Genomic DNA, 13,149 nt, shown 5'->3' on the forward strand with positions numbered 1-13,149 from the left:
CAGCCAACGCACCTGGCGTGCGAAGTATGACGGGCATGCTGGTCACACCCGCGCCAAAGCATTACAATACGCGCCCTGCACTTCTCTGCTCAGAATCAATGGCTAGTTCAATGACCAAAAAACTGCATATCAAAACCTGGGGCTGTCAGATGAACGAATATGATTCATCGAAGATGGCTGACCTACTGAACAGCACGCACGGCTATACCCTGACGGAGGAAGCCGAAGACGCAGACGTACTGCTGCTGAATACCTGCTCCATCCGTGAGAAGGCGCAGGAAAAAGTGTTTCACTTGCTGGGACGCTGGAAGAAGCTGAAGGCGAAGAATCCTGAGCTGATTATTGGCGTGGGCGGCTGTGTGGCTTCGCAGGAGGGCGATAAAATTCGCCAGCGCGCGCAGTGCGTGGACATCGTTTTTGGCCCGCAGACGCTGCATCGTCTGCCGGAGATGATTAATCAGGTACGCGGCAGCAAAAGCCCGATTGTTGACGTCTCGTTCCCGGAAATCGAAAAGTTTGATCGCCTGCCGGAGCCGCGCGCTGAAGGGCCTACGGCTTTTGTCTCGATCATGGAAGGCTGCAATAAATATTGCACTTTCTGCGTGGTGCCTTATACGCGCGGCGAGGAAGTGAGCCGTCCCTGCGATGACATCCTGCTGGAAGTTGCCCAGCTGGCGGCGCAGGGCGTGCGTGAAGTGAATCTGCTGGGGCAGAACGTCAACGCCTATCGCGGCGCGACCTTTGACGACCAGATTTGTACCTTTGCCGAGCTGCTGCGTCTGGTAGCCGCGATTGACGGGATTGACCGGATTCGTTTCACCACCAGCCATCCGATTGAGTTCACCGACGACATCATTGACGTTTATCGTGATACGCCGGAGCTGGTGAGCTTCCTGCACCTGCCAGTGCAGAGCGGTGCCGATCGTATTCTGACGCTGATGAAGCGAGCGCACACTGCGCTGGAGTACAAAGCGATTATCCGTAAGCTGGTGGCCGCGCGCCCGGATATCCAGATCAGTTCAGATTTCATCATTGGCTTCCCGGGCGAAACCCAGCAGGATTTCGAGCAGACCATGAAGCTGATCGGCGAAGTTAATTTCGACACCAGCTTCAGCTTTATCTATTCGGCGCGTCCGGGTACGCCAGCGGCCGATCTGCCGGACGACGTGCCGGAAGAGGAGAAGAAGCAGCGTTTGTACATTTTGCAGGATCGCATCAATCAGCAGGCGATGGCATGGAGCCGCCGCATGCTTGGTACCGTTCAGCGTATTCTGGTGGAAGGTACCTCACGTAAGAATGTGATGGAGCTGACCGGCCGTACCGAAAACAACCGCGTGGTCAACTTTGAAGGCGACGTGCGCATGATCGGTAAATTTGTTGATGTCGAAATCGTCGATGTTTATACCAATTCGCTGCGTGGCGTCGTGGTTCGCACCGAAGAGGAGATGGGCCTGCGCGTCGCGGAGAGTCCGGCATCGGTGATTGCGCGTACGCGTAAAGAGGATGAGATCGGCGTGGGCCTGTATCAACCTTGAGACCGCGATTACTGAGCGACAGCGCACAACGCGCTGTCGCCTGTTTCATCCCGCAGCCCTTGCTTTCCGCAGCTGCCGCCCAAATATCTCCCCTGAAGCTTGCGCCCAGGCGCGACCCCATAAATAATTCCGTAAAGATGCTGACGCCTGGCGTGCGGTATCTGCTATTTCTTTCAACTGGCCCTGAGTGACCCAAAGGATTCATTTGAATATCGAAACTCGTGAAATCGCCCTTGAACCGGCAGACAATCGTCGACTGATGAGCCTGTGCGGTCCGTTTGATGACAACGTTAAACAGCTGGAGCGCCGTCTGGGCATTGAGATTAATCGCCGCGACAACCTGTTTAAGCTGGTCGGCCGCGCGCTGAGTGTCGAGGCGGCCGCCAATATTCTGCGTTCGCTGTACGTTGATACCGCGCCGGTGCGCGGCCAGATCCCGGACATTGAACCGGATCAGATCCATCTGGCGATCAAAGAGAGTCGCGTGCTGGAACAGACGGCCGATAGCGTGCCGGAGTACGGTAAAGCGGTAAACATCAAGACCAAGCGCGGCGTGATTAAACCGCGTACGCCAAACCAGGCGCAGTACATCGCCAATATTCTCGATCACGACATCACCTTCGGCATTGGGCCGGCCGGGACCGGGAAAACCTATCTGGCGGTCGCCGCCGCGGTGGATGCGCTGGAGCGGCAGGAGATTCGCCGTATTCTGCTGACGCGTCCGGCGGTCGAAGCCGGCGAAAAGCTCGGCTTCCTGCCCGGCGATCTCAGTCAGAAAGTCGATCCTTACCTGCGTCCGCTGTATGACGCCCTGTTTGAAATGCTGGGCTTCGAGCGCGTCGAGAAGCTGATGGAGCGCAACGTGATTGAAGTCGCGCCGCTGGCCTACATGCGCGGCCGTACGCTGAACGACGCATTCGTGATTCTCGATGAGAGCCAGAACACCACCATCGAACAGATGAAGATGTTCCTGACGCGTATCGGCTTCAACTCCAAAGCGGTGATTACCGGTGACGTGACGCAGATTGACCTGCCGCGCAGCACCAAATCCGGTCTGCGCCACGCCATCGAAGTGCTGGCCAATGTGGAAGAGATCAGCTTCAACTTTTTCCACAGCGAAGACGTGGTGCGTCATCCGGTGGTCGCACGCATTGTTAATGCTTATGAAGCCTGGGAAGAAGCGGACCAGAAACGCCGTGATAAACTGGCGGAAGAGCGTAAGCGTGAAGCACAGGCGGCACAACCTGCCAGCCAGCCGACGCCGCAGGAGCCTTCATGAGCACGGTGATTTTAGATTTGCAGTTGGCGTGTGCCGATGAAAACGGCCTGCCCGCAGAAGCGGCGTTTCAGCGCTGGCTGGAGGCGGCGGTCACGCCGTTTCAGCCTGAGAGCGAAGTCACGATACGGCTGGTCGATGAAGCGGAGAGTCATGAGCTTAATCTGACTTATCGCGGCAAAGATAAGCCGACTAACGTGCTGTCGTTCCCGTTTGAAGCTCCGCCGGGCATTGAGCTGCCGCTGCTGGGCGACCTGATTATTTGTCGTCAGGTTGTTGAGCAGGAAGCGGCCGAGCAGGGCAAAAGCCCTGAAGCGCACTGGGCACACATGGTGGTTCACGGCACGCTGCATCTGCTGGGTTATGACCATATTGAAGACGAGGAAGCTGAAGAGATGGAAGCGCTCGAGACCGAGATAATGCTTGCTCTTGGCTATCCCGATCCGTACATTTCGGAAAAAGAAGACGCCTGAACCGCCGGTTCAGGACATTGCGCTGCTGGCGAGGATGCCGGCAGTTCCTTTCCCTCATTCGAGAGAACTAAATAAAAACGCCATGAGCGACGACCATTCTCAAAACAACGACGCACCCAGTAGTAAAAAGGGTTTTTTCTCCCTGTTAATCAATCAGCTTTTCCACGGCGAACCCAAAAACCGTGACGAACTGCTGGGGCTGATCCGCGATTCTGAGCAAAAAGAGCTGATCGACCAGGACACCCGCGACATGCTGGAAGGGGTGCTGGATATTGCCGAACAGCGCGTGCGCGACATTATGATCCCGCGCTCGCAGATGATTACCCTGAAGCGGAACCAGAGCCTTGAAGAGTGCCTGGCAGTGATTATTGAATCTGCCCACTCGCGCTTCCCGGTAATCAGCGAAGATAAAGACCATGTTGAAGGCATTCTGATGGCGAAAGATCTGCTGCCGTTTATGAGCAGCAGCGCCGAGCCATTCAGCATGGAAAAAGTGCTGCGCCCGGTCGTGGTGGTGCCTGAGAGCAAGCGCGTCGATCGCATGCTCAAAGAGTTCCGCTCGCAGCGCTATCATATGGCGATCGTCATTGATGAGTTCGGTGGTGTCTCCGGACTGGTGACCATCGAAGATATCCTTGAGCTGATCGTCGGCGAAATTGAAGACGAATATGACGACGAAGAAGATCGCGATATCCGTCAGCTCAACCGCCACACCTATACGGTGCGTGCGCTGACGCCGATTGAGGATTTCAATGAGGTATTTGGTAGCGATTTCAGTGATGACGAAGTCGATACCATTGGCGGTCTGGTGATGCAGGGATTCGGCCATCTGCCGGCGCGCGGTGAAAGCATCGACATTGAGGGTTACCAATTCAAAGTTGCGATGGCTGACAGCCGCCGTATCATCCAGGTGCATGTGAAAATTCCGGAAGACTCTCCGCAACCGCAACTGGAAGACGAATAATTTTATGGCATTAGCCTCTCTCTACTCGCAGCAGCGGGTTCGCCTGCTGCTGGCGTTAATTCTGGGTGCCGCGGGCACCCTTTCCTTTTCCCCGTATGATTTCTGGCCCGCCGCCCTGCTCTCTCTGGCCGGTTTGCAGCTGCTGTTGCTGGATCGCCGCAGCGCGCAGGCGGCAGGCATCGGTTTTGCCTGGGGCTTTGGCCTGTTCGGCAGCGGCATCAACTGGGTGTACGTCAGCATTGCGACGTTTGGCGGCATGCCCGGCCCGGTCAATGTGTTCCTCGTGGTGCTGCTCGCCGCCTATCTGGCGCTTTACCCGCTGCTGTTTGCCCTGCTGCTGAACCGCTTCTGGCCACGGGCCACGCTGTGGCGCATGGCGCTGGCGGCACCGGCGCTGTGGCAGGTCACCGAGTTTCTGCGCGGCTGGGTGCTGACCGGCTTTCCGTGGCTGCAGTTTGGCTATAGCCAGATCGATGGGCCGCTGAAAGGCCTGGCACCGCTGGCTGGCGTGGAAACCATCACCTTCCTGCTGATGGTGATTGCAGGCCTGCTGGCCTCGGCCTGCTATCACCGCAGCGTGAAAAACCTGGTTATCGCCGTCGCGCTGCTGCTGCTGCCGTGGCCACTGCGGATGCTGCAGTGGTATCAGCCGCTGCCGCAGCGCAGCGTCAATGTAGCGATGGTGCAGGGCAATATTCCGCAGTCGATGAAGTGGGATCCGCAGCAGCTGCTGACCACGCTGCGCGTCTATACCACTTATAGCCAACCGTTTATCGGCAAAGCGCCAATCATTATCTGGCCGGAGTCGGCAATTACCGATCTGGAGAGTAATCAGCAGCCGTTTCTGCATGCGCTGGATGACGAACTGCGCGCGCGCGGCAGCACGCTGATCACCGGCATTGTTGATTCGCGCGTGGAGAGCGACAACCGCTATCACGATTACAACTCGGTGATTGTGCTGGGTGGCGCGCAGCCTTACAGCTATCAGAGCCGCAACCGCTACCAGAAAAACCATCTGGTGCCGTTTGGCGAGTTTGTGCCGCTTGAAGGTCTGCTGCGTCCGCTGGCGCCGTTCTTCGACCTGCCGATGTCCTCGTTCAGCCGTGGCGCCTACCTGCAGCCGCAGCTGAAAGTGGCGGGCTACAATCTCACCAGCGCCATTTGCTATGAGATCGTGCTGGGCGAACAGGTGCGCGCCAACTTCCGTCCGGACACCAACTTCCTGCTGACGGTGTCGAACGATGCCTGGTTCGGTCATTCGATTGGTCCGTGGCAGCATTTCCAGATGGCACGCATGCGCGCGCTGGAGCTGGGTCGCCCGCTGCTGCGCTCAACGAATAACGGTGTTACCGCAGTGGTGAATGCGCAGGGAGACGTGGAGAACATCATCCCGCAGTTCACCCGCGAAGTGCTGAGCGCAACAGTCACGCCTGCCAGCGGGGAAACGCCGTATGCACGCGTCGGTATCTGGCCGGTATGGCTGCTGACGCTGGCGGGCATCGTGCTGGCGATTTTACGCCGCCGCGCCTGATATCCCGCCCTCTCACCAGGCGAAGCGCAGGCTTCGCCTTTTTTCTGCGCAGTTTTCCGCTCCCTTTCTCCTCAGTCACAGCCACTTTCTGCTGCCTTTTTGCCCGCTCTCCGCGTACTGGCACGATCATTGCTAATTATTTCAGTGGTTTTAGCAACATCGGTGATTTGTCAGCGTAATGCCCTGTTTGCGCACCATTATCTGGCACCGAAGCGCACTTAATTGGCGCAGAGGCCGTTTTTTGCCTCTTATTGGTGCGGAGCGGCTCGCAAAAAACGAACTTTTTTGTTTCATTACGTTAACAATTCGCTATTTTAATCACTATCCTGCGCGCAGTTGCGCTAAGGGATAATTAAAAAAGCAGCAGGAAATACACACAACATCACAATCTGCGCAGTTTATGTTCTGCGCAACATTCACACGAAGGAGTAGGAACATGCAGATTCGCAAAGTGGCATTATCGCTTCTGCTGTTGGGCGCAGCAGCGGGCGCGGCCCAGGCGGAAGATCTCACCGGCACCCTGAAAAAAATCAATGATAGTGGCGTGATTGTCGTGGGGCACCGTGAGTCATCCGTTCCCTTTTCTTACTACGACAACCAGCAGAAAGTGGTGGGCTATTCGCAGGACTACTCCAACGCCATTGTTGCCGCCATCAAAGCGAAACTGAATAAGCCGGATCTGCAGGTCAAAATGCTGCCGATCACCTCACAAAACCGCATTCCGCTGCTGCAGAACGGCACCTACGATTTCGAGTGTGGCTCGACCACCAATAACGTAGAGCGTCAGCAGCAGGCGGCGTTCTCTGACACCATCTTCATCATCGGTACGCGTCTGCTGGTGAAGAAAGGCGGCGACATCAAAGACTTCGCCGATCTGAAAGGCAAAACCGTGGTCGTCACCTCGGGCACCACCTCTGAGATTCTGCTGCGCAAGCTGAATGACGAGAAGAAAATGGATATGCGCATCATCAGCGCGAAAGATCACGGTGACTCGTTCCGCACGCTGGAAACCGGTCGCGCAGTGGCTTTCATGATGGATGACGCGCTGCTGGCCGGTGAACGTGCCAAGGCGAAGAAACCGGATAACTGGGAAATCACGGGTACGCCGCAGTCCAAAGAAGCCTACGGCTGCATGCTGCGTAAAGACGATGCGCCGTTTAAACAGCTGATGGATGACACCATCGCCAAAGCGCAGACGTCGGGTGAAGCCACCAAATGGTTCGATACCTGGTTCAAACAGCCAATTCCGCCGAAGAACCTGAACCTGAACTTCGAGCTGTCTTCTGACATGCAGGCGCTGTTTAAAGCACCGAACGACAAAGCACTCTGAATTAACAATGAAAACAAGGGCGGCACTGCTGCCCTCTCGATTGCTGAACACGCGGTGCGGACAGACAGACTGTAACAGGCCGTTCCCCTGAAGCAGGACACAAGACACCGCTCAACAATCTTATGGGTAGCCTCGCTACCCTTTTTTTACCGGAGCTCGTTATGGGTATCGATTGGAACTGGGGCATCTTTTTACAGCAGGCTCCGTTCGGCAATACGACTTACCTCGGCTGGCTGTGGTCCGGATTTCAGGTGACCGTCGCGGTCTCCTGCTGCGCCTGGATTATCGCCTTCCTGGTAGGTTCCTTCTTTGGCATTCTGCGTACCGTGCCTAATCGCTGGCTGTCCACGATTGGCACCTGCTACGTGGAGCTGTTTCGTAATATCCCGCTGATCGTGCAGTTCTTCTTCTGGTATCTGGTGGCGCCAGAACTGGTCGGGGAGAAGCTCGGCATGTGGTTTAAGGCTGAACTGGACCCGAACATCCAGTTTTTCCTCTCTTCAACCATCTGTCTCGGTCTGTTCACCGCCGCACGCGTGTGTGAGCAGGTGCGCGCCGCGATTCAGTCGCTGCCGCGCGGCCAGAAAAACGCCGGTCTGGCGATGGGCCTGACGCTGCCGCAGACCTACCGCTACGTGCTGCTGCCTAACGCCTATCGCGTGATTGTGCCGCCGATGACCTCGGAAATGCTTAACCTGGTGAAGAACTCCGCCATCGCCTCTACCATCGGTCTGGTCGACCTGGCGGCGCAGGCGGGCAAGCTGCTGGATTACTCGGCACACGCCTATGAATCTTTCACCGCTATCACCCTGGCCTATGTCGGTATTAACCTGGTGATCATGCTGATTATGAGTCTGGTAGAACGCAAAATTCGCCTGCCCGGCAACCTGGGAGGCAAATAATGTACGATTTTGACTGGAGTTCGATTCCACCCAGCCTGCCCTATCTGCTGAACGGCATGATCATTACGCTGAAAATCACGGCGGTGGCGGTGGTGTTTGGCATTATCTGGGGCACCATTCTGGCGGTGATGCGTTTGTCCGCGTTCGCCCCGATCCGCTGGTTCGCCAAACTGTACGTGAACCTGTTCCGCTCGGTACCGCTGGTGATGGTGCTGCTGTGGTTCTATCTGGTGGTCCCCAGCTTCCTGCAGCAGGTGCTTGGGCTGTCGCCAAAAACCGATATCCGCCTGATCTCCGCCATGGTGGCGTTTGCGCTGTTTGAAGCCGCTTACTATTCGGAGATTATCCGCGCCGGTATCCAGAGCATCTCGCGCGGCCAGTCCAACGCGGCGCTGGCGCTGGGTATGACGCAGTGGCAGTCGATGAAGCTGATCATCCTGCCGCAGGCGTTCCGCGCCATGGTGCCGCTGCTGCTGACGCAGGGCATCGTGCTGTTCCAGGACACCTCGCTGGTGTATGTGTTAAGCCTGGCGGACTTCTTCCGCACCGCGTCCACCATCGGTGAACGTGACGGTACCCAGGTAGAAATGGTTCTGTTTGCCGGTCTGGTCTACTTTGTGATCAGCCTGAGCGCTTCGCTGTTGGTAAGTTATCTGAAAAGAAAAAGGACGGTTTAAATGATTAGCCTGAAAAATGTTTCTAAGTGGTATGGGCACTTTCAGGTGCTGACCGACTGCTCCACCGAAGTGAAGAAAGGTGAAGTAGTGGTGGTCTGCGGACCGTCCGGCTCGGGTAAATCGACGCTGATTAAAACGGTGAACGGGCTGGAGCCTGTGCAGCAGGGCAGCATTCAGGTGAACGGTACCGAGGTGAACAACAAAAAAACCAATCTCGCCCAACTGCGCAGTAAAGTGGGCATGGTGTTCCAGCACTTCGAACTGTTCCCGCATCTCAGCATCATTGATAACCTGGTGCTGGCACAGGTGAAAGTGCTGAAGCGCGACAAAACTGCCGCGCGCGATAAGGGCCTTGCCCTGCTGAAGCGCGTGGGTCTGGCGGCGCATGCGGAGAAATTCCCTGGTCAGCTGTCTGGCGGTCAGCAGCAGCGCGTCGCCATCGCCCGTGCGCTGTGCATGGATCCTATCGCCATGCTGTTCGATGAACCGACTTCCGCGCTGGATCCGGAGATGATCAACGAAGTGCTGGACGTCATGGTGGAGTTAGCCAACGAAGGCATGACGATGATGGTGGTGACGCACGAGATGGGCTTTGCGCGCAAAGTAGCGAATCGCGTCATTTTCATGGATGAAGGGAAGATCGTTGAAGATACCAACAAGGATGACTTCTTCAGCAATCCGCAGTCCGACCGTGCCAAAGACTTCCTGGCGAAAATCCTGCACTAATACTCACAATGCTGGCGGTCCACGGACCGCCAGCGTCAGGGCTTATCTTGCCCCTTCTGCACTTCACCAAAATCGATATATTGCTGCTGTGATGTGGTACCCGACTGCGCAAGGCATAGCGTCTTGCCGCACCGGCATGAATCCTCCTGGAGCCTGCCGCCGTGCCTTCCCTGGCGCGGAGGCTGCCGCAAGTCGCTATGCCTTGCGCACCATTAAGCTTCATCATCGCGGTGACTAAATGCGCGCATACCGCCGCACCTGTTTTTTACGGCAGAAGGGATCCTGAACTAAGCCGGACGTCACGCGGCAGGGATGCCGCGTGTCGAGGCACGCAGGGATGCGGGTTTTGCCGATCCGGGCGTGTTCAGGTTCCCTTCTGACAGTCCGCACGCCTTAAGCAGCAATACTTTTTTTGCTTCAGAGCACGGTGATAATTCAGGGCTCAAACGGCTGACGCTGGAACTGATCGTGGCCGCACTCCGGGCAGCGCGTCAGGCTCTCCGGGGTGTAAATCGCCCGGGTAAAGCCGCACTTTTCACACACCAGGTTACCCAGTCCCACCACTTCGCCGCTCTGATACACGCCGTGATGCCGCAGATCCTGAAACACTTCGCGCCACTCCAGCTGGCTCTTATCGGTAATATCGGCCAGCTCTTTCCACAGGCTTTCACGGATCACCCGCAGAAACACTGAATCGCCGAGCGCTTCGCTGGACTCCTGATAGCTGAGCGCGAACTCGTGCAAATCGCGCCGCACCGCGCGCATGACCTCGTCGACTTCGGCGGTGGTCAGCGTCTGTTTCTGCAGCAGCGCACTACGCGCCTCGGCAACCAGTGCGTCGACATCACGCTCGCCACGCTCCAGCCGCTGGGTTAATGCTGCTACCGTTGCACGATACTCCTGCGCCACATTATTCATTTTGTTCTCCTTTCCGCTGCGGATGCTGAGTTAAGTTTAGCCGCTTTGCCATATTTGCTGCGCTTAGCGCAGAGGAAATCGCAAAAGGGTGAAAGCGCTGGCGCATTCCGCACAAATCACGCCGCCGGAGGGCGTCAATTGTTGTTGAGGGGCGGCCTTATGGGTATGCTATGCGGATCAAAAGTGTTTAAAAAACGATTTCACAAGGACCACAGGCAGCCATGCAAGAGCAATACCGCCCGGAAGAGATAGAATCCCGCGTCCAGCAGCACTGGGACGAAAACGAAACCTTCAAAGTGACCGAGCAGGAAGGCAAAGAGAAATACTACTGCCTGTCTATGCTGCCCTATCCTTCTGGCCGCCTGCACATGGGCCACGTGCGTAACTACACCATTGGCGATGTGATTGCGCGCTACCAGCGCATGCTGGGCAAAAACGTCCTGCAGCCGATTGGCTGGGATGCCTTTGGCCTGCCCGCCGAAGGGGCGGCGGTGAAAAACAACACTGCGCCAGCACCCTGGACCTACGACAACATCGAATACATGAAAAACCAGCTGAAACTGCTGGGCTTCGGCTATGACTGGAGTCGCGAACTGGCGACCTGTCAGCCTGAGTATTACCGCTGGGAACAGTGGTTCTTCACCAAACTGTACGAAAAAGGTCTGGTCTACAAAAAAACCTCCGCAGTCAACTGGTGCCCGAACGACCAGACCGTACTGGCGAACGAACAGGTGATTGATGGCTGCTGCTGGCGCTGCGACACCAAAGTCGAACGCAAAGAGATCCCGCAGTGGTTCGTGAAAATCACCGATTACGCCGAAGAGCTGCTCAACGACCTCGATAAGCTGGAAGACTGGCCGGAGCAGGTTAAGACCATGCAGCGCAACTGGATTGGCCGTTCTGAAGGTGTGGAGATCACCTTTGACGTGGCCAACAGCGCGGAAAAAGTCACGGTTTACACCACCCGTCCGGACACCTTCATGGGGGCAACCTATGTCGCCGTGGCAGCCGCTCATCCTCTGGCGCGCCAGGCTGCCGTCAACAACCCGGCGCTGGCTGACTTCATTGCTGAATGCAGCAACACCAAAGTCGCCGAAGCGGACATGGCCACGATGGAGAAGAAAGGCATGGCCACCGGCCTGCACGCTATCCATCCGCTGACGGGCGAAGAGATTCCGGTCTGGGTCGCTAACTTCGTGCTGATGGAGTACGGCACCGGTGCCGTAATGGCCGTACCGGGTCATGACCAGCGCGACTGGGAATTCGCCACCAAATACGATCTCAACATCAAGCCGGTGGTGCTCAACCTCGACGGTACCGTGCCGGATATCAGCGCCGCGGCGATGACCGAAAAAGGCACGCTGTTCAACTCGGGCGAGTTTGACGGTCTGGACCACGACGCCGGCTTCAATGCCATCGCCGATGCGCTGGCGGCCAAAGGCGTCGGCGTGCGTAAAGTAAACTATCGCCTGCGCGACTGGGGTGTGTCACGCCAGCGCTACTGGGGTGCGCCAATTCCGATGGTGACGCTGGAAGATGGCACCGTAATGCCAACGCCAGAAGATCAGCTGCCGGTAATTCTGCCGGAAGACGTGGTCATGGACGGTATCACCAGCCCAATCAAAGCCGATCCGGAGTGGGCGAAAACCACCGTCAACGGTCAGCCGGCGCTGCGTGAAACCGACACCTTCGACACCTTTATGGAATCATCGTGGTACTACGCGCGTTACACCTGTGCGAACTACAACGAAGGCATGCTGGATCCGGCGGCAGCGAACTACTGGCTGCCGGTCGATCAGTATGTGGGCGGTATCGAACACGCCATCATGCACCTGATGTATTTCCGCTTCTACCACAAGCTGCTGCGCGACGCGGGCCTGGTCAACTCTGACGAGCCGGCCAAACGCCTGCTGTGTCAGGGCATGGTACTGGCCGACGCCTTCTACTACGTCGGCGCCAACGGCGAGCGCAACTGGGTTTCACCGGTTGACGTTAACGTCGAGCGCGACGAAAAAGGCCGCATCACCAAAGCCATCGACAATCAGGGCCGCGAAGTGATCTACGCGGGCATGAGCAAAATGTCGAAGTCCAAAAACAACGGCATCGACCCGCAGCTGATGGTTGAGCGCTACGGCGCAGATACCGTGCGCCTGTTCATGATGTTTGCCTCCCCGGCGGAAATGACGCTGGAGTGGCAGGAGTCAGGCGTGGAAGGCGCAAACCGCTTCCTGAAACGCGTGTGGAAGCTGGCGTACGATCACGTGGCTAAAGGCGCGACCGTGGCGCTGGATGTCAACGCGCTCAACGATGAGCAGAAAGCGCTGCGTCGCGATCTGCACAAAACCATCGCCAAAGTGGCGGATGACATCGGCCGTCGTCAGACCTTCAACACCGCGATTGCGGCGATCATGGAGCTGATGAACAAACTGCTGCGCGCGCCGCAGGAGAGCGAACAGGATCGCGCCCTGATGCAGGAAGCGCTGGTCGCCGTAACGCGCCTGCTCTATCCATTCACCCCGCACGCCAGCTACGTGCTGTGGCAGGCACTGGGTGGCGAAGGCAGCATCGACGACGCCAGCTGGCCGGTTGCCGATGAAGCGGCAATGGTAGAGGATTCGCTGCTGGTGGTGGTGCAGGTCAACGGTAAAGTGCGTGGTAAAATTACCGTAGCGCCGGATGCGACGCAGGAGCAGGTGCAGGCGCGTGCGGCACAGGAGCATCTGGTGGCGAAATATCTGGATGGCGTCACCCTTCGTAAAGTGATTTATGTCCCTGGCAAACTGCTTAACCTGGTCGTAGGTTAAGTTCAGGAGGAAC

Annotated in this window: 11 protein-coding genes; 10 read left to right on the forward strand and 1 reads right to left on the reverse strand. The window is 57.1% G+C overall.

Annotated elements, in window-relative coordinates:
* The first annotated feature begins 110 nt into the window (after positions 1-110).
* The 9 genes from miaB (at position 111) to AC6I7J_RS13950 (ending at position 9,414) form a co-directional block, all read left to right on the forward strand.
* The gene (gene miaB / locus AC6I7J_RS13910) at positions 111-1,535 is read left to right on the forward strand and encodes a tRNA (N6-isopentenyl adenosine(37)-C2)-methylthiotransferase MiaB (RefSeq protein WP_021508568.1); all 1,425 of its coding nucleotides are present in this window, start codon (positions 111-113) and stop codon (positions 1,533-1,535) included.
* A 205-nt stretch (positions 1,536-1,740) separates the two neighbouring features.
* The gene (locus tag AC6I7J_RS13915) at positions 1,741-2,814 is read left to right on the forward strand and encodes a PhoH family protein (protein ID WP_058769440.1); all 1,074 of its coding nucleotides are present in this window, start codon (positions 1,741-1,743) and stop codon (positions 2,812-2,814) included.
* Entirely contained in the window at positions 2,811-3,284 is a 474-nt protein-coding gene (ybeY, locus tag AC6I7J_RS13920) for an rRNA maturation RNase YbeY (protein ID WP_010616134.1), read from the forward strand. Before AC6I7J_RS13915 ends, ybeY begins: the two co-directional genes overlap by 4 nt.
* 82 nt (positions 3,285-3,366) lie before the next feature.
* The gene (gene corC, locus AC6I7J_RS13925) at positions 3,367-4,248 is read left to right on the forward strand and encodes a CNNM family magnesium/cobalt transport protein CorC (RefSeq protein WP_021508571.1); all 882 of its coding nucleotides are present in this window, start codon (positions 3,367-3,369) and stop codon (positions 4,246-4,248) included.
* A gap of 4 nt (positions 4,249-4,252) precedes the next feature.
* Positions 4,253-5,779, forward strand: a complete 1,527-nt coding sequence (lnt, locus tag AC6I7J_RS13930; RefSeq protein ID WP_498005968.1) for an apolipoprotein N-acyltransferase — start codon at positions 4,253-4,255, stop codon at positions 5,777-5,779.
* A 436-nt stretch (positions 5,780-6,215) separates the two neighbouring features.
* A complete protein-coding gene (locus tag AC6I7J_RS13935; protein ID WP_021508573.1) occupies positions 6,216-7,109 on the forward strand; it encodes a glutamate/aspartate ABC transporter substrate-binding protein in 894 nt (297 codons plus the stop codon).
* Between the two features lie 161 nt (positions 7,110-7,270).
* Complete coding sequence (locus tag AC6I7J_RS13940) at positions 7,271-8,011, forward strand: amino acid ABC transporter permease (protein WP_021508574.1); 741 nt, start codon at positions 7,271-7,273, stop codon at positions 8,009-8,011.
* On the forward strand, positions 8,011-8,688 hold the full coding sequence (gene gltK / locus AC6I7J_RS13945; protein WP_021508575.1) for a glutamate/aspartate ABC transporter permease GltK: 678 nt from the start codon (positions 8,011-8,013) through the stop codon (positions 8,686-8,688). The genes AC6I7J_RS13940 and gltK overlap by 1 nt, the downstream gene beginning before the upstream one ends.
* The gene (locus tag AC6I7J_RS13950) at positions 8,689-9,414 is read left to right on the forward strand and encodes an amino acid ABC transporter ATP-binding protein (RefSeq protein WP_058757895.1); all 726 of its coding nucleotides are present in this window, start codon (positions 8,689-8,691) and stop codon (positions 9,412-9,414) included.
* Between the two features lie 435 nt (positions 9,415-9,849).
* On the opposite strand, the gene AC6I7J_RS13955 is transcribed toward AC6I7J_RS13950, so the two are convergent.
* On the reverse strand, positions 9,850-10,332 hold the full coding sequence (locus tag AC6I7J_RS13955; protein ID WP_021508577.1) for a zinc ribbon-containing protein: 483 nt from the start codon (positions 10,330-10,332) through the stop codon (positions 9,850-9,852).
* Positions 10,333-10,553: 221 nt separating this feature from the next.
* Here AC6I7J_RS13955 and leuS point away from each other — a divergent pair, with 221 nt between their 5' ends.
* On the forward strand, positions 10,554-13,136 hold the full coding sequence (gene leuS / locus AC6I7J_RS13960) for a leucine--tRNA ligase (RefSeq protein WP_127833800.1): 2,583 nt from the start codon (positions 10,554-10,556) through the stop codon (positions 13,134-13,136).
* Positions 13,137-13,149 lie beyond the last annotated feature (13 nt).

The sequence above is a fragment of the Type-C symbiont of Plautia stali genome, from assembly GCF_059730935.1.